At 66.9% G+C, this 17893-nt stretch carries 16 protein-coding genes; 2 read left to right on the top strand and 14 right to left on the bottom strand.

The window, feature by feature from the left end; translation table 11 throughout:
- Positions 1–16 precede the first annotated feature (16 nt).
- The 14 genes from ACSDHM_RS10965 to ppsR all read right to left on the bottom strand — a co-directional run bounded on the left by ACSDHM_RS10965 (position 17) and on the right by ppsR (position 14213).
- Complete coding sequence (locus ACSDHM_RS10965; RefSeq protein ID WP_072167438.1) at positions 17–2206, bottom strand: PAS domain-containing protein; 2190 nt, start codon at positions 2204–2206, stop codon at positions 17–19.
- Positions 2207–2414: 208 nt separating this feature from the next.
- Complete coding sequence (locus ACSDHM_RS10970; RefSeq protein ID WP_438914507.1) at positions 2415–4802, bottom strand: Tex family protein; 2388 nt, start codon at positions 4800–4802, stop codon at positions 2415–2417.
- Between the two features lie 207 nt (positions 4803–5009).
- Positions 5010–5225 (bottom strand): hypothetical protein, encoded by a 216-nt coding sequence (locus tag ACSDHM_RS10975; protein WP_005417149.1) that lies wholly within the window; start codon positions 5223–5225, stop codon positions 5010–5012.
- 383 nt (positions 5226–5608) lie between these two features.
- The gene (locus tag ACSDHM_RS10980) at positions 5609–6013 is read right to left on the bottom strand and encodes a hypothetical protein (RefSeq protein WP_088123871.1); all 405 of its coding nucleotides are present in this window, start codon (positions 6011–6013) and stop codon (positions 5609–5611) included.
- Between the two features lie 44 nt (positions 6014–6057).
- A complete protein-coding gene (locus tag ACSDHM_RS10985) occupies positions 6058–6216 on the bottom strand; it encodes a PspC domain-containing protein (RefSeq protein ID WP_194430536.1) in 159 nt (52 codons plus the stop codon).
- A gap of 112 nt (positions 6217–6328) precedes the next feature.
- A complete protein-coding gene (locus tag ACSDHM_RS10990) occupies positions 6329–6697 on the bottom strand; it encodes a YfeK family protein (RefSeq protein WP_032954276.1) in 369 nt (122 codons plus the stop codon).
- A gap of 33 nt (positions 6698–6730) precedes the next feature.
- A complete protein-coding gene (phaC, locus tag ACSDHM_RS10995; protein ID WP_005417157.1) occupies positions 6731–7798 on the bottom strand; it encodes a class III poly(R)-hydroxyalkanoic acid synthase subunit PhaC in 1068 nt (355 codons plus the stop codon).
- Positions 7795–8844: a class III poly(R)-hydroxyalkanoic acid synthase subunit PhaE gene (gene phaE / locus ACSDHM_RS11000; RefSeq protein ID WP_072168076.1), complete on the bottom strand. Its 1050-nt coding sequence runs from the start codon at positions 8842–8844 to the stop codon at positions 7795–7797. Before phaE ends, phaC begins: the two co-directional genes overlap by 4 nt.
- A 22-nt stretch (positions 8845–8866) precedes the next feature.
- Entirely contained in the window at positions 8867–9481 is a 615-nt protein-coding gene (locus ACSDHM_RS11005; protein WP_019660264.1) for a CDP-alcohol phosphatidyltransferase family protein, read from the bottom strand.
- Between the two features lie 455 nt (positions 9482–9936).
- Positions 9937–11298, bottom strand: coding sequence for an MATE family efflux transporter (locus ACSDHM_RS11010; RefSeq protein WP_439426264.1), 1362 nt, complete (start codon positions 11296–11298; stop codon positions 9937–9939).
- Between the two features lie 117 nt (positions 11299–11415).
- The gene (locus tag ACSDHM_RS11015; protein ID WP_138951821.1) at positions 11416–12030 is read right to left on the bottom strand and encodes a DUF2239 family protein; all 615 of its coding nucleotides are present in this window, start codon (positions 12028–12030) and stop codon (positions 11416–11418) included.
- Positions 12031–12173: 143 nt separating this feature from the next.
- A complete protein-coding gene (locus ACSDHM_RS11020; RefSeq protein ID WP_088496173.1) occupies positions 12174–12662 on the bottom strand; it encodes an NUDIX hydrolase in 489 nt (162 codons plus the stop codon).
- Positions 12663–12704: 42 nt separating this feature from the next.
- The gene (locus ACSDHM_RS11025) at positions 12705–13214 is read right to left on the bottom strand and encodes a DUF1249 domain-containing protein (protein ID WP_334272184.1); all 510 of its coding nucleotides are present in this window, start codon (positions 13212–13214) and stop codon (positions 12705–12707) included.
- A gap of 177 nt (positions 13215–13391) precedes the next feature.
- Positions 13392–14213 carry a posphoenolpyruvate synthetase regulatory kinase/phosphorylase PpsR gene (ppsR, locus tag ACSDHM_RS11030; RefSeq protein WP_005417170.1) on the bottom strand — a complete coding sequence of 274 codons (822 nt, stop codon included), beginning with the start codon at positions 14211–14213 and terminating at the stop codon, positions 13392–13394.
- 144 nt (positions 14214–14357) lie between these two features.
- Between ppsR and ppsA the strand changes: the two genes are divergently transcribed.
- Positions 14358–16736 carry a phosphoenolpyruvate synthase gene (gene ppsA, locus ACSDHM_RS11035; protein ID WP_188240859.1) on the top strand — a complete coding sequence of 793 codons (2379 nt, stop codon included), beginning with the start codon at positions 14358–14360 and terminating at the stop codon, positions 16734–16736.
- Positions 16737–16881: 145 nt separating this feature from the next.
- Positions 16882–17781 (top strand): mechanosensitive ion channel family protein, encoded by a 900-nt coding sequence (locus ACSDHM_RS11040; protein WP_188240858.1) that lies wholly within the window; start codon positions 16882–16884, stop codon positions 17779–17781.
- Positions 17782–17893 lie beyond the last annotated feature (112 nt).

Here is a 17893-nt window from a genome sequence, read left to right on the forward strand (position 1 = left end):
CTCTCACAGGCTGAGATCAGTCCTGGGCGGCATCGGCATCGTCGCCTGGAAGCTCCGACAGCTCGCCCTGCACCTGCACGTTGTTGCGCCCCAGCGCCTTGGCCCGGTAGCACTGTGCATCGGCAGCGGCCACTGCCTGGTCCACGCTCATGCCCCCCGCCAGGGGCGCGATGCCGATGCTGGCACCGACCCGCAGCCGATGCTGATCCCACGGGATGGACAGCGCTGACAGGGTCTGCAGGAGTTCACCGCCGATCCGTGCGGCACGACGCGGCGTACACCCGGACAGGATCACCGCGAACTCGTCGCCGCCCAGCCGCGCCACCACGTCCGAATCACGCACACCATGTCGCAGCACACTGGCCACCGCCCACAGCACGGCATCGCCGGCCAGGTGGCCCCAGGTGTCGTTGACCGGCTTGAAGCGGTCCAGATCGATGTACATCAGCGAGGCGGCCTGCCCGGTGCGCTCGACGCGGGTGATCGCCTGCTGCAGGTGCACCTCGAAACCGCGGCGGTTGCTCAGTTCGGTGAGTGGATCGATCTCGGCCAGGTGGCGGGCTTCGCGCTGCCGCGCCCGCTGCTGGGTGTCGTCGCGCAGCACCCACACCGCGCCGCGCACATGGCCTTCGTCATCGCGCAGCCAGGCCCGCGTCAGGTCCACCGGCACCGTTGCCGTGCCCAGGCGCAGCAGCAGGTCGGCGTGCAGGTCCACCGCGTTGCTCTCCGGGTCCAGCAGTACCGACACATCCAGTACCGAGCCGGGCGCGTACTCGGTGGTCAGCGCCAGCACGTCCTGCACCTTGTGCCCGGCCAGCGACAGCGCGCCATCACCGGCCAGGGTGCGTACCGCGGCCGCGTTGGCATAGTCGATGCGGCCGTCAAGGTTGACGCTGAGCACCAGGTCGGCCACCGCATCCAGGGTGATGCGGCTGCGCTGTTCGCTCTCGAACAGGCGTTGCTCACTGCTGCGCTGGGCGGTGATGTCCTGGATCTGCGACACGAAGTGCAGCGGCTGGCCATGCTCGCTGCGCACCAGCGACACCGACAGCCGCGCCCAGATGATGCGGCCGTCGCGGTCGAGATAGCGCTTTTCAAGGTGGTAATGGCTGCGCCGTCCGGCCAGCAGGTCCTGCACCAGGGCCAGGTCGGTCTGCAGGTCATCGGGATGGGTCAGGCGCTGGAAGTCGACCTGCAGCAGCTCTTCGCGCGGGTAACCCAGGATCCGGCACAGCGCATCATTGACGTCCAGCCAACGCCCCTCCAGCGACACCAGCGCCATGCCCAACGCCGCCGACGTGAATGCACCGGCGAACTTCTCCGCCGACAGCCGCGCCTCGGCCCGTGCCTGCAGAATTTCGGTGATGTCGATGGCCATGCCGACGTAGCCGATGCGTGCGCCATCGGCACCTTCCATGCGGCTGATCGACAGGCGCACCTGGCGTGGCAGGCCCTCCTTGCGCAGCAACGTCCACTGCCGCGAGTAGGTCTGCCCGTCAGCGCGGGCACTGAGCGCTTCGAACACGTCGGGAAGGTTGCCCTCGGCATCGGCCAGCGGCTCCAGCCAGGCATTCAGTTCCTCCGGATCGTGGAACGCATCGAGCCGGCGCTGGCCGACCACCTCCGCTGCGCTGTAGCCCAGCAGGCGCTCCGCACCCGTGTTGAACAGGGTGATGGTGCCATCGGTATCGGTGGCGATCACCGCTACCTCATCGGACGCATCGACCACGGCCTGCAGGCGTTGGCGGGTTTCGGCCGCGTCCTGTCTCGCCTGCTGCAGCTCGGTGACGTCGGCATGGGCACCGGCCATCCACAGCGGCTTGCCCTGCCCGTCCCATTCAAAGACGCGGCCACGGTCCTGGATCCAGATCCACTGGCCGTTCCTGTGGCGCATGCGCAGCAGGCAGGCGTAGTTGTCGCTGCGCCCTTGGAAATGGTCGTCCAGCGCAGCATCGGACAACGCAATGTCATCGGGATGGACCAGCCTCAGGAACGTCTTCTGGCAGATGGGTTCCAGCTCTTCCAGGCGGTAACCGACGATCTCGGCCCAGCGCGCATTGACCCGCATCTCGCCGGTCTGCACGTTCCATTCCCAGGTTCCCGCGGCGGTACCGTCGATGATCATCGCCAGGCGGCGACGCTCTTCCGCTAGCTCCTGCAGGCGGCGCTCCAGCAGTCCATTGCCGTGGATGCCCTGGCCCGGCATCAATCCGGTCTCCTGCCGGCACGGGCAGGCGCCGAACGCAGCGCAGCGCTGCGACCGCCGGTACGAGCAACGGGTGGTGCTGGCGTCATGGCCCTCCCCAGCAACAGCGGGGTGGCCGGACGCCTCCCCTCAAGCGCAAGTGTGCGCAATCACGGGGAAAATCGACAAGTCCCCCGCCATGAATCAAGTGTGACGGGGAACGCGGTCCTCAACTGCGCTTGGCGCGCGCGAAGGCCTCGGCCAGGGCGTTGTTGGCCGGGGGCGCGGACGCGGCGGGACGGCCACCATTGCCTTGACCCCGGTTCAGCCCGCGGTTCTGGCCGCCTGCATCGCGGCGCGGACCCTGCCCATGACCGCGCTCATCACGCTGTCCCGGGCGGCTGGTGGCTTGCCCGGGGGTATCGTCCAGGCGCCGGGTCAGGGCGATGCGCTTGCGCGCCACGTCCACCTCCAGCACCTTCACCTTGACGATATCGCCGGCCTTGACCACGTCGCGCGGGTCCTTCACGAACGTATCGGAAAGTGCCGATATGTGGATCAGGCCATCCTGGTGCACACCGATATCGACGAAGGCACCGAAGGCCGCCACGTTGCTGACCACACCCTCGAGCACCATGCCCTCGCGCAGGTCCTTGATGTCCTCGACGCCCTCGGCGAATCGTGCCGCCTTGAACTCGGGGCGTGGGTCTCGGCCCGGCTTCTCCAGTTCCTTGAGGATGTCACGCACGGTCGGCACGCCGAAGGTGGCATCGGTGAACTGCTCGGCCTTCAGGCCGCGCAGGAAGCTGCCATCACCGATCAGCGCCTTGATCGGGCGCGCGGTGCTGGCAACGATGCGCTCGACCACCGGGTAGGCTTCCGGGTGTACCGCCGAAGCATCCAGCGGTTCATCACCGTCGGCAATGCGCAGGAAGCCCGCGCACTGTTCAAAGGTCTTCTCGCCCAGGCGCGCGACCTTCAGCAGGTCCTTGCGGCGCTTGAACGGGCCGTTCGCATCACGGTGGCGCACGATGTTCTCGGCCACCGTGGCCGACAGGCCGGACACCCGCGACAACAGTGCAGCCGAAGCGGTGTTCACGTACACGCCCACCGCGTTCACGCAGTCCTCCACGCGGGCATCCAGCGCGCGCGCCAGGCGGTACTGATCCACATCGTGCTGGTACTGGCCGACACCGATCGCCTTGGGTTCGATCTTCACCAGTTCGGCCAGCGGGTCCTGCAGGCGGCGGGCGATCGACACCGCCCCACGTAGCGACACGTCCAGCTCCGGGAACTCCCTGGCCGCGAACTCGGACGCCGAGTACACCGACGCCCCGGCCTCGCTGACCACTACCTTCTGCAGCTTCGGGTTGGCAGCGGCCTTGATCGCTTCACCGGCCAGCTTGTCGGTTTCGCGGCTGGCAGTGCCGTTGCCGATCGCGATCAGTTCCACGTTGTGCTTGGCGCACAGCTGCTTGATCGTCTGCAGCGACTGCTCCCACTGGCGACGCGGCTCGTGCGGGTAGATGGTGTCGGTGGCGACCAGCTTGCCGGTGGCATCGACCACGGCGATCTTGCAGCCGGTGCGGATGCCCGGGTCCAGTCCGAGCACGGTCTTCGGGCCGGCGGGTGCCGCCAGCAACAGGTCCTTCAGGTTGTCGCCGAACACCGCGATGGCTTCGGCTTCGGCCTTTTCGCGGGCTTGGTTGAACAGGTCCAGCAGCAGATGGGTGTGCAGCTTGGCACGCCAGGTCAGCCGGCACGCATCCAGCAGCCAGCGGTCGGCGGCACGGCCCTGGTCGGCGATGCCGGCCTTGCGCGCCACGCGTCCTTCGGCGTACTGATGGCCAGCCTCGGCATCGCTGCCCGGGTCCAGTTCCAGGAACAGGATCTCCTCGCGGCGCGCACGGAACAGTGCCAGCAAGCGATGCGACGGAATCTTCGCCAGCGCCTCGGCATGCTCGAAGTAGTCGCGGTACTTGGCGCCCTCGGTTTCCTTGCCCTCGGCGACGCGGGCACGGATCACGCCGGTCTCGCCCAGCCAGGTGCGCAGTTCACCGACCAGCGCGGCGTCTTCGCCCCAGCGCTCCATCAGGATCGCGCGCGCGCCTTCCAACGCGGACTTGGCGTCGGCCACGCCCTTGTCGGCGTCGACGAAGGTGGCCGCGAACGTCTGCGGGTCCTGCGCCGGGTCGGCCAGCAGGCCATCGGCCAACGGCTCCAGGCCGGCCTCGCGGGCGATCTGCGCACGGGTGCGGCGCTTGGGCTTGTACGGCAGGTACAGGTCTTCCAGCCGGCTCTTGGTATCGGCGGCCAGGATGTCATTGCGCAGCTCGTCACTGAGCTTGCCCTGCTCGCCGATGCTGGCCAGCACCGCCGCGCGACGGTCCTCCAGCTCGCGCAGGTAGGTCAGCCGGGTTTCCAGGTTGCGCAGCTGGGTGTCGTCCAGGCCACCGGTCACTTCCTTGCGGTAGCGCGCGATGAACGGAACGCTGGCGCCTTCGTCGAGCAGGCCGACGGCGGCGCGTACCTGGGCGGACTGGGCACCGATTTCGTCGGCGATGGTCTGGGCGATCTGCTGGGCGAGCGCGCTCTGGGCGTTCTTGGCGTCGTGCATTGCTTCAGGTCTGTGCCGCGTTTCGGGAAGCCCCCATTCTGGCAATCCGCGACGGAGCCGGACAAGGCATTGACAGGGGGCGAGGTTCAGCGGCGAAGCCGGATTGGACGCCGGCATCCTGGCAAAGAGCGGGCTCGGACTGGCCCGGGGCTGGGATGCCGGCGCGGGCGCGCGATGGTGGGCGCGCCCTGCCGCGTGTTGCGACGGTCAGCGGTAGTGGCGGGCGGCGCGCTGCATGACGATGTCGTCACGCATGCCTTCCAGGGCCATCAGGCGGACCTTGCCGACACCCTGCAGTTCCATGAACCGCTCCGTGTAGAACTCCGGCCCCAGCGCGGTGTCGGCGCGGGATTTGCTGAAGCCGTAGGGCACCACGCCCTTCTCGCCATCCTTGCTACCACCGACATAAAGAACGATTGCCATGTGATGTCTTCCTCCAAATTGCTACTGCGTACTGCGCTCGATGAGCGATGCTGCGAGCTCATCGAGGGAGAGCTTACCGCGTCGAACCTGACTGGAACGTCACGAAGGCTAATGACGATCGGTTGCATGCAGATGACTGCGGGATCGCAGCAGAATGCTTACGGATCTTTAACTTCCGGCTAACGAATCGCGGGGATTCCCGCCAACGGCGCAGCCCCTCGTGGGTGGTTTGGTTGGTCGCGGAAAGCCGGTTTCCTGTGGGCTGGCCGGGAGGGTGGGTAGGCCGGGGACGCCGTGAACCCAACCCGACCGACCAGCGCGAGGGTTTTGCATTTGACAACCAGGCATCACTACCCACGAGGGGCCGCGCCGTTGGCTGGAAACTACGGCCACCAACCACGCCCGAACCGGGCGAAATGATCGGCCGCGCGTTCGAACGGATTGCGTGCACTCACCCCACCACACAGCAGGTACACCGGCAGGTACAACGGCCCCAGCACCATGTACTGGTAAACGTGCGCGCGCTCGTGGTCGTCCAGCCGGATCAGCGGCTCCACGCCCCACCCCGCCTGATGCGCATAGGTCCGGCAACAGATGCCGAGGTCATGGCCGGTATGCAGGATCACGTTGCCCAGGGTGATCGCACCGCCCGGCCCCCACGGCCAGTGATCGAACACCACGGCGCAGTCCCGCCCGCTCCATCGCAGCGTCGCGCCGCCAAGCATGCCGGCCAGGCCGCCGATCAGGCCGATCAGTGTGTTGGGCAGCGTCCATGCGGCGCCCAGCATCTGCAGCGCGCGCAGCCAGAGCGGCCAGGATCGAGCGGCGGTGTTCAATCCGCCTCGTTCGGAATCAGCAGCCACAGGATCAGGTAGATCAGAATGCCGGGGAAGGCGGCCGAGCCGATCGATACCAGCACGAACACGATCCGCACCAGGGTGGGGTTCCAGCCGAAGCGATGGGCAATGCCGCCCATCACGCCGGCAATCATGCGGTCGTTCAATGAACGCGACAGCGTCTTGGGCGTGGTGTTCACGGCGGTGTCTCCTCGGCTTGCGGGCAGAATCAGTCGAGCACGCCGCGACTCTACACCGCCTCCGTGTCTACGGCGTGCGGAGACGCAGCGCCTGCAGGCGCGCACCGAACCAGGCGGCCGCGGTCTGTTCAGGCTGCCCCGGGCACTGGATGCGGTAAGGCTTCCCGCTCATGCTGCTCTGGCTGGCGGCGCGCTCGATGAACTGCTCGGCGCTGTCCACCATGTCCTTCTTCAGCAGGTAGTCGTACTTGCGCTGCAGATGAGCGCGCGCATCGCCGCCGTCGTACCAGCTGCCATTGCGCTGGAAACGGCACTGCGAGCCGTCCAGGCTGGAAATCAGCTGGGCGATCTCCCGGCGTGCATCGGCACTGGGTGCGGCGTGGGCAAATTGTGCTGCCAGCAGTGCCGCAAGAATCAACGAAATCCGGTACGTCATCATCCCCCCAGGTCAATCGAGCATGGCTCGACTCTACAGGTCACGCGCCTTCAACCAGCCATCGATCGTGGCCGGCACTTCGCGCTGGGCGCGGCCGGACACATAGATACCAATGTGGCCACCGCGGAAACTGGACTCTGTGTAGTCGTCCGTGCCCAGGCGCCCACGCATCGCGCGCGAGGCGTCCGGCGGTACCAGATGGTCCTGCTCGGCATAGATGTTCAGCACCGGCAAGGTCACCTGCGACAGATCCACGGCTTCCTCGCCGATCCGCACCGTACCGTTCACCAGGCCGTTGCCCTGGTAGAACTGCTTGATGAAGTCACGGAACGCCTCGCCCGCCAGGTCCGGCGAATCGAAGATCCATTTTTCCATGCGCAGGAAATCCTCCAGCGCCGCCTTGTCGTCGAGGATATCGAGCAGACCGACGTACTTCTGCACGTTCAGGCGGAATGGCTTGAGCATCAGGTAGCTGGCATTCATCAGGTCAGCCGGTATGTTGCCCAGCGTATCCACCAGCAGATCCACGTCCACCTGCCGCGCCCAGTGCGAGAGCATGTTGTCGGCCGTCTGGAAATCGACCGGGGTGACCATGGTGATCAGCTTGCCCAGCTTCTCCCGGCGCAGCGCGGCATAGCACAGCGCGAACACACCGCCCTGGCAGATGCCGAGCAGGTCGATCGGGCCGCCACTGCGCACGCGCAGTGCATCCACCGCACCATCGATATAGCGCAGCAGATAGTCCTCCAGCGTCTGGAAGCGCTCCGAGCGATCCGGGTAGCCCCAGTCCAGCACGTACACATCCTGCCCAAGCGCCAACAACTTCTGCACCAGCGAGCGGTCGGCCTGCAGGTCGACCATGTACGGCCGGTTGACCAGCGCGTAGACGATCAGCAGCGGCGTGCGCCGGGTCGGCGCCTGTTCGCCGACGAAGCGGTAGAGCACCACCTTGCCGTCGCGCCACACTTCCTCGCGGGCGGTCACGCCATAGTCAACGTCTTCCACCTGCGGCAGCAGCTTCAGCCCCTCCATCAGCTTGCGCTGCATGGCCAGGGTCTCCTGCATCAGGTCATCGGCGTTGAAGCCCAGCGGTCCCTTCATCGGTCACGTGCCCGTGAGGTGGTGCGAGATTCGGACTTTTTGGCAGCCGCCTTCTTTGCCGGCGCGGCCCTCTTCGCGGCCTTGCGGGCGGCTGGCTTCACCTTCGCCGGCGTCGGCTGCGCCACCGGATCGACCGCAGCGGTTCCAGCCAGCACCGCCACTTGTGCCTGCAGCCGGCGCAGGCTGCGCTCCAGCTCGGCGATGCGGCGGTGTGCGGCATCCATCTCGCTGCGGGTCGGCAGGCCGATACGTTCACTCATCTGTTCCACCTCGCGCTGCAGGCCGGCGCGCAGACGCATCTGCGCGTTGCCCAGCGAGGCGTACACCTGCTGGAACGGTTCGGACATGGCGACCTTGGCGTAGGCCTCCTCGGCCACTTCGATCCACAGGTCGAACATCGCGCGGGCGCTGGTCAGCTGGCTGCCCGGCTGTTCGTGCTCGGCCAGGCGCTGCTCGAACAGCGCAAATGCCTCGTCCAATGCCCGCTTGATCTGGTCGACATAGGCGCGCGAATGCTGCTGGTATTCTTCCTGCGCACGCAGCAGGGCCTGCCAGCGCGCCTGGTGCTCGCGGCCGGGGCCGAATGCCGGGCTCTGCAGCCACGGGCCCGCCTGCAACTGGAACTGCTGCAGCCATGCGGCGAATTCAGGTACTGCGGCACCGGCGTGGGTGCTGCCGCGGGCACCCTGCAGCATCCATTGCAGCATGCCGTCGCCCTGCCCCTGCACCGCCTCACGCCAGGCCTGGGCCACGTCGGCACTGCTGGCGTCGCGGCCGGCAAACCGAGCGGCGACCTCCTGCATGGTGCCGTACCAGCTGCCCGCCTGTTCGCGGAACCGGCGCATGGCATCTTCCGGCGCGCCGGGCGCCTGTTCGGGCAGCAATTGGCCCCACCAGTCAAACAACCGTTGCCAGCTGCCGGGGTCGTCACCGGCAGGTGCAGCGGGCGCGCCCGCATGGCGCAGAGCATCACCCCAGGCGCCGAAGTACTGCCGGGCCAGCGTCTCGAAATCGCTGCTGCCGGCATCGTGGGCCGAGCTGGTCATCGCAGGCCTCCGCAGGGCTGGCTCATGGCTTGGGGATACGCAGGGTCTTGCTGATCATCAGCGACCCGGACAGGGCGAACAACAGCACCATCGGGTGCAGCTGCCACGGTCCGATCTGCCACTGGCCGAACCAGATGTTCTGGCCGATGGCATCGGTGCCGGCGGCGATCGCCAGTACGATCACCAGCACCAGGCTGGTCGGGATCGGGGTGCCCTCGAAATACGTGACCTTGCCCTCATCGCCGGTCATTGCCTCGGCAGTGACGTTGTAGCGTGCCAGGCGGCTGACGCCGCAGCAGACGAAGTAGCTCAGCACCAGCCAGTCCCAGCCACCCTGCATGCCGCAGGCATAGGCCAGCGCCGCTGGGGCCACCCCGAAGGAGATCACGTCGGACAGCGAGTCCAGCTCGCGGCCGAGGGTGGAGCTGGACTTGCGCCAGCGCGCGATGCGCCCATCAAGGGCGTCGAAGATGAAGGCCAACGGGATCAGCGCCATGCCGAACAGCAGGTAGCCACGCTCGCCGTCCTGCAGGAAGCGCATGGCGGCAAATACCGCACCGGTGCCGCAGAAAGCATTGGCCAGGGTGAACCAGTCGGCCAGCTGGAATTCGCGCAGCATCGAGAAGTGACGTTTCATGGGGACTCACGGAGCATCAAGGCCCACAGGTTACCGCGAGCGCCGTCGCTGGTGACAGCGCTGGCGGGGCCCACCCTTCACCGCCCCCTCACCCGCCCTCACCGGCGGTGAATTTTTCGCCACCCATCTTGACAGCCTAGGGGGGTGGCGCCTGTCGCGGCTTATCCACAAAGTTGCCCACGCGTAATCCACACCCCCTGTGGACAACCAGATCTCACCGACTGCGCCGGTGGACATTTCCTCATCACCCTGACGCGGGGTTTCCCTACTTCCCAAGCCGCGAGGTCGGCGCTATGGTCACCGGCGGGCCCGCCGCCGCCACGTCCGATTCCTGGTGACGGACGATGATGATGCCGGATGCTTCCACCTGCTGCTGGCGCAGCGGCGCTGAAGTGGTAGAGCCGGCCGCTGGCCGGCTGCACCTGCCATTCCGGGGTGCCGGACGGCGGCCGGCACTACCCAGCCTGCACCCGCCGCCACCGCGCGAAACACATCACCTGCATCACCAGCATGGCCAGCAACCCCAGCGGCCACGCCCACCACACGCCGGCCAGCCCGTGCTGCGCCTGCATCCACATCGCCAGCGGCAGTTCCAACAGCAGCACCGCTGCCATACCCAGCAACGCTGGCAACCATACCGTGCCGCTGCCGCGCATCACCCCGACAAGCACCGCGCTGATTCCCATCGCCAGCACGCCCCACACCACAGTGCGCAGCTGCAACGCAGCCAGCTCGCGCACGTCGGCTGCCGCCAGGATCAGCCCGGTCAGCCCGGGCGCCAGCGCCACAACCAGCACCACCACCACGCTCAGCGTCGCCAACCCCAGCAGCACGCCAGTCCGGGCGATGGCCGGCAGCCGTGCTGTACGCCCGGCGCCCATCGCATGCGCCGCGAGGATGGTGGCGGTGATCCCCAACGACATTGCCGGCAACTGCACCCAGTTCATCAGCTGGTTGACCGCACCGTAGGCGGCCGTAGCGGTGTAGCCGTAACGGTTGATCCAGCCCAGCAACACGATTTCGGCGACGGCCAGGCTGAGCATCTGCAGCGAGGAGGGTATGCCGATGCGGAGCATCGATCGGATGATCGCGCCATCGAAACGAATGGCATGCAACAACTCAGGGCCCGGTGCCAGGGGATGTCCTGCCCGATGCCAACGCAACAACAGCCAGCCCAGGGCCAACAGCGAGGCAAACGCCGCCGACACCGCCGCACTGGCCGCTCCCAGCCGCGGCAGGCCGGCCCAGCCCAGAATCAGCAGCGGCGTGCACAGCAGGCCCACCGCCGTGGCCAGCAGCAGCGCATGCAGCGGCGTCTTCGCATCGCCTACTGCGCGGCTCACGGCCGTGGCCAGCCACAGGAGGAAGAACGCCGGCGCCGCCAGCAGCAGCACGCGCGCGTAGACGATGGACTCACCGAGGATCGGTGCCGGTGTACCCAGTGACATCAGAAGCTGTGGTGCGAAACCGCTCCCCAGAGCCATCACCAGCACCGACAGCACAAGGATCAGCGCCACCGCACTGCCAGCCACCGCGCGCACCTGCTGCGGCCGACCCGCGCCCCAGGCGTGCCCGATCAGCACCATCGCGCCGGTCGCCAGGCCCATCACCAGGGCCAGCAGCAGGAAGAAGACCGGGAAGAACGCAGCGGCCACGGCCACCGCCTGGGTACCGAGCAGATGGCCGAGGTAGATGTTGTCCAGCGTGCCTGCGGCCAGTTGCAGCGCATTGGTCAGCAGCATCGGCAGCAGCAGGGCCAGGTAGGTGCGCCACAGAGGCGGCGCGACCAGGGGCGTGGGATGTACAGGGGAGTTCATGGGGTTCTCTGGGCAAGGCGCTGCCCTGCCCGGCGTTTCCACCAGCAAAGCAAGCACAGGGGACCGGGCCGTGGCCCGCGATCAGGTGGCGCCGCCGCTCAACGACGGCGCGATGGTTCAGCCGTCAGCGCTGTCGAACGCCAGACGCAGGGCGTGGTCGCGCACATCCCTGGGCCAGGAATGCAGCACCGCTTCCAGGCCCGCACGGTCGTGCGCGAACAGCACGCGGATGGCCTCCTCGAAGCCCGGCAGGTCACCGGCGATGGTCTGCAGGAAGAGATAGGCGCGCTCGGCATCGCGACGCCGGCGGTCCTTGTCCGCACCGGCGCGGCTGGCCGCCTCCACCAGTTTTCGCAATGCCACCGAGGCGCCGCCCGGCTGCTCGGCCAGCCAGGCCCAATGACGCGGCAGCAAGGTCACTTCACGGGCGACCACGCCCAGCTTGGGGCGGCCACGGCCACGCGGGGTCGCAGCGTCTTCGGCAGTGATTTCGGCATCCGCCTCGTCAGAGGGGGGAAACGCTTCGGTTACCCGCGCCAGCAGTTCCTCATCACTGCCGCGCGTATCGAAATCGCGGGTGCGACCGGTGGCGTTGTCGAACACCAGCAATGGTCCGGCAGCGTTGTCGGCGCGCAGCCGCTTGAGCGCCAGTGCCGCCACTTCCGGGCTGCCGCAGGCAACGAGGCGATGGCCGTCGAAACAACTGAAGGGAGGGAGTCGGGACGCAGGCATGGCAATGGCATCAGAGGTGATGTGCGAATATTGCCCGGGCAATTTATGACCGTCAATATTGCCCGGGTATTAATCAACCAAAAGAGCGTGCCAACCCAGATTGGCACTCCCCGGAATGGTTGGCACCTCCCCGATTCACCGGGTCACAGCCGGCTGTAGGACCAACTGACCATGCGCCCGTCCTTGTACGGCATCACGCCGTGGAACGGGCGCGGGTCGGCGTCGAACACCAGCGGCAGGAAGTTGCGGTCGCCTTCCCACATCGGCAGCGTGTCCAGCTTGTCCAGATCCACCCACTCCAGCGTGCCTTCGTGATTGCCGCCGTGCGGGGTGCCTTCGAAGCTGTCGATGACGAACACGAAGCCCAGCCAGTCTTCGCCGTGCCTGCCGAAACCGGGCCAGCTGAGAGTGCCGCGCAGGCGCATGCCGGTGCAGTCGATGCCGGCTTCCTCGGCAATCTCGCGGCGCATGCTGGCCGCCACGTCCTCGTCCGCTTCGATCTTGCCACCCAGGCCGTTGTACTTGCCGAGGTGATGGTCACCGGGGCGCGTATTGCGATGGATCATCAGCACCTGGCGACGATCGGGCGACAGTACATAGCCCAGGGTGGCGACGATCGGGGTGTACGGCATGGGGCGGCATCCAGCGGCAGGTCAGCCCTGGATTATGGCCGATCAGCGCACAAGCGACAGGCGGCGCTCGGCAGGCGCACCGGTGCCATCGGGGTCACGGCGCAGCGTTGCGACGCCGTGGCCGCGCTCGGCCAGGTATTCCAGCCACTTGCCGAGGAAGGTGTTCATCCGCATGCGATGACTGATCAACTCCGCCGGCGGCGGGTACAGGCCCATGGTGTCCTGCCAGCGGCGGCCGACGTAGCAATGGGTGGTCTCGGCCTGGCGCGCGTCACGGTACAGACGAACATAGGCCGACGGATCCGGCTCGCCAGTGACCGGGTCGGCCAGGTCGTAGGTCAGCCGCAGTTCCACCGTGTAGCGGTGGCACTCGATCACGTCCAGGCGGACATCCAGGCCGTCGCCGATCGAGGAAATGTAGCTGCCCGCCGCCAGTCCCGCCGGTTCGAACAGGCGCACCAGATGGCGGTAGTTCTCCGCGTACAGGCCCATCAGCCAGCTCAGCCGGCTCAGGCGGGGAATGCGTTCGGTACGGGGCAAGGCTCGGGCCATGGGTCGATCCTACACGTTGGTGCTTCAACGTGGGGGCGCCTCAAGCCACAGCCAACCCGACGACGACGATCCCCCTGCAGGGCCGAGACCACGCTCGGCTGCGCTTCGGCCAGAACCCGCTGGCCCAGCCGAGCGTGGGCTCGGCTCTACGGGCACAGCCAGGCGCGCCGGAAAGGATCAATACAGCTCGCGCTGCAGCCCCAATGTGGCCAGCACCTTGCTGGAAATCTCCTCGATCGAGGTGTGGGTGGTGCTCAGGGTCGGGATCCGCTCCATGCGGAACATGGTCTCGGCCGCGGCCACCTCGCGCTTGCAGGTGTCCAGGTTGGCGTAGCGCGAGTTCGGACGGCGCTCCTGGCGGATCTGCTGCAGGCGGTCCGGATCGATGGTCAACCCGAACAGCTTGCGCCGGTAGTTGCGCAGGCGCGGCGGCAGGCGGTCGCTTTCCAGGTCTTCGTCGGTCAGCGGGTAGTTGGCCGCGCGCACTCCGTAATGCAGAGCCAGGTAGATGCAGGTGGGCGTCTTGCCGGCGCGCGACACCGCCACCAGGATCACGTCGGCATCGTCATAGTTCACCGCGATGCCGTCGTCATGGGTCAGGGCGAAGTTCATCGCGTTGATGCGGCGGTGGTACGTGTCGAAATCGACCATGCCGTGGGCCTGGCCGACCCGGGCCAGACGCGGGCTGGCCAGTTCACGCTCCAGCGGCTCGATGAACGGCGCGAACACATCCAGCATCAGCGCCCCGCTGTCGGCCAGGATCAGGCTCAGGCTCTGGTCCACGCAGGAGTTCACCACGATCGGCCGGACCTGGTACCGCTCCCCCGCCGCCTGGATCCGGGCGCAGGCTTCACGCGCTTTTTCAGGGTCGTCGACAAACGACATCCGATCGGTAATGAAGCTGAACCCGGAGAACTGGGTCAGCAGGCTATGCCCAATGGTTTCAGCGGTGATACCGGTTCCATCGGAAACGTAGAACACCGGACGGATGGTCGACATGCGCGCTTTTACCCCCTACAAAGCTTAAAAAGGCCGCCAGCACAAGCTTGTGCCGACGGTGCTCTGCCCGGCATCATATCGGCTTCTTCCTACGGACGCGGCCACTCAGCCCGCCTCGGGCGATGGCCAAACGGAGCATCGCGCTTGAACGAGAACATCCTGTGGTTGCACGAACTGCGTCTGGCCGATCTGGCCCGCGTAGGCGGCAAGAATTCGTCCCTGGGCGAGATGATCGGCAACCTGGCCGGTCTGGGCGTTTCGGTGCCGGGCGGTTATGCCACCACCGCTGAAGCCTTCAAGGACTTCATCGCGCACAACGACCTGTCCAAGCGCATCTTCGACAGGCTGGCCACGCTGGACGTCGAGGACGTCAATGCGCTGACCGCCGCCGGCAAGGAAATCCGCGGCTGGGTAATCGACGCCCCGCTGCAGCCGCAGCTGGACCAAGACATCCGCACCGCCTACGCCAAGCTGAGCGCCGAGAATGGCGGCGGCGACGTTGCCGTGGCCGTGCGTTCGTCTGCCACCGCCGAGGATCTGCCGGATGCGTCCTTCGCCGGCCAGCAGGAAACCTTCCTCAACGTGACCGGTGCCGACGACGTCGTGCACAAGGTCAAGGAAGTGTTCGCCTCGCTGTACAACGACCGCGCCATCGCCTACCGCGTGCACCACGGTTTCAAGCATGAGGACGTGTTCCTGTCCGCCGGCGTGCAGCTGATGGTGCGTTCGGGCGTCGGCTCCTCCGGCGTGCTGTTCACCCTGGACACCGAGTCCGGCTTCCGCGACGTGGTGTTCGTCACCTCCTCGTTCGGCCTGGGCGAGATGGTCGTGCAGGGCGCGGTCAATCCGGACGAATACTACGTCTACAAGCCCACCCTGCAGGCCGGCAAGCCGGCGATCCTGCGCCGCTCGCTCGGCAGCAAGGCGATCCGCATGGTGTATTCGGATGTCCCCGGTGAGCGCGTCCGTATTGAAGACACCCCGGCCGAACTGCGCGCCACCTTCTCGATCAGCGACGAGGACGTGCAGGAACTGGCCAAGCAGGCGCTGGTCATCGAAAAGCACTACGGCCGCCCGATGGACATCGAGTGGGCCAAGGACGGTGTCAGCGGCAAGCTGTTCATCGTGCAGGCGCGCCCGGAAACGGTGAAGTCACGCAGCCACGCCACCCAGATCGAGCGCTTCGCGCTGACCGAGAAGGGCGGCAAGGTGCTGGCCGAGGGCCGTGCCGTCGGCGCCAAGATCGGTTCGGGCGTGGCCCGCGTGGTGAAGACGCTGGACGACATGAACCGCGTGCAGCCGGGCGACGTGCTGATCGCCGACATGACCGATCCCGATTGGGAACCGGTGATGAAGCGCGCCTCGGCCATCGTCACCAACCGCGGTGGCCGCACCTGCCACGCCGCGATCATCGCGCGCGAGCTGGGCGTGCCAGCCGTGGTCGGTTCGGGCAACGCCACCCAGGTCATCGAGGATGGCCAGCTGGTCACCGTCAGCTGCGCTGAAGGCGATACCGGCTTCATCTACGAAGGCAAGCTCGGCTTCGAACGCACCACGACCGATCTGGGCAACATGCCGCCGGCGCCGCTGAAGATCATGATGAACGTGGCCAACCCGGAACGTGCCTTCGACTTCGGCCAGCTGCCGAACGCCGGCATCGGCCTGGCCCGCCTGGAAATGATCATCGCCAGCCACATCGGCATCCACCCGAACGCGCTGCTGGAATACGACCGCCAGGACGCCGCGACCAGGAAGAAGATCGACGAGAAGATCGCCGGCTATGGTGACCCGGTCAGCTTCTACGTGGACCGCCTGGCCGAAGGCATCGCCACCCTCACCGCCTCGGTTGCACCGAACCCGGTGATCGTGCGCCTGTCGGACTTCAAGTCCAACGAGTACGCCAACCTGATCGGCGGCAGCAACTACGAGCCGCACGAAGAGAACCCGATGATCGGCTTCCGCGGCGCCAGCCGTTACGTCGACCCGAGCTTCTCGGCCGCCTTCGCGCTGGAGTGCAAGGCCGTGCTGCGCGTGCGCAACGAAATGGGCCTGGACAACCTGTGGGTCATGATTCCGTTCGTGCGCACCCTGGAAGAAGGCCGCAAGGTCATCGAGGTGCTGGAACAGAACGGCCTGAAGCAGGGCGAGAACGGCCTGAAGATCATCATGATGTGCGAAGTGCCGTCCAACGCACTGCTCGCCGATGAGTTCCTGGAGATCTTCGACGGCTTCTCGATCGGCTCCAACGACCTGACCCAGCTGAGCCTGGGCCTGGACCGCGACTCGTCGATCGTCGCGCACCTGTTCGACGAGCGGAATCCGGCAGTGAAGAAGCTGCTGTCGATGGCGATCAAGGCAGCACGTGCCAAGGGCAAGTACGTCGGCATCTGCGGCCAGGGCCCGTCCGATCACCCGGATCTGGCCGAATGGCTGATGCAGGAAGGCATCGAGTCGGTGTCGCTGAACCCGGACACCGTGGTGGATACCTGGCTGCGCCTGGCCAAGCTGAAGGCCAACGGCTGATGCCGTGATGGGCTGACGTCGCTTTCATCGACGTCCGCCCATACTGCTGCTGCACGCAAGCCCCGCCTCTGCGGGGCTTGCTGTTTCTGGCGTCCACGCACGCCCGGCCCCACGCAGACATCGCTACGCAGCAAAGGACTTCCGCATGATCGCCGCCGCACCTCCCGCCCCCGCCCCCGCCGCAACGCCCTGGTTCCACTCGCTCAACTGGGAGCGCCTGCTGGAAACCTACGGTGTGCCGTTACTGGCCGCCATCGTGGTGCTGCTGGTGGGCCTGTGGGTGGCGCGTCGCCTGTCCAACGCGATGCCGCGCGCCACAGCGCGCATGGGCGTGGACCCGATGCTGGGCAGCTTCCTGCGCAACGTGGTGTACGCCGCATCGCTGGTGATCGTGGTGGTGCTGGCCATCGGCACGCTGGGCGTGCAGATCACGCCGCTGCTGGCCGTGCTCGGCACCGCCGGCCTGGCCGTTGGCCTTGCCCTGAAGGATTCGCTGTCCAACATCGCCTCGGGCGTGATGCTGGTGACACTGCGGCCGTTCCGCGTCGGCGACGTAGTCACCGTTGCCGGACAGACCGGCACGGTGCGCGAAGTGCGCATTTTCCAGACCGTCATCACCGGTGCCGACAACCAGCACACCACCATTCCGAACACGCTGATCACCGCCGCACCGATCATCAACCTGACCGCCGAGCCGACCCGCCGCGTCGAACTGGTGATCGGCATCGGCTACGAGGACAACATCCAGCTGGCACGCGACACCGCGCTGGCGCTGATGAAGGCGGACCCGCGCGTGCTGCAGACGCCGGCACCGGACGTCGTGGTGTACGAGTTGGGGGCGCACGCGATCAACCTCGGCATCCGCTGCTACGTGAAGTCGGCCGACTGGTTCGGCACCAAGGTCACGCTGCTGGAGCAGCTCAAGCTGGGCTTTGACAGGGCCGGCATCAACATCCCGTACCCGCAGCAGGACATGCACCTGTACCTGCATGGAAAGGATGGCGGTGTGGTCGAGGCGGACGCGCTGGTGCGCGACAAGCCCTGATCCCAAACAGAAATGCCGGCCAGCGGCCGGCACCCACCCATCGGCGATACGACATTGAAATGCCGGCCCGCGGCCGGCGCTACCCCCTCGCCCACTGGTAGTGCCGGCCGCT

It is taken from the genome of Stenotrophomonas sp. T8, assembly GCF_051853085.1.
Taxonomy (GTDB): Bacteria; Pseudomonadota; Gammaproteobacteria; order Xanthomonadales; family Xanthomonadaceae; genus Stenotrophomonas; species Stenotrophomonas sepilia.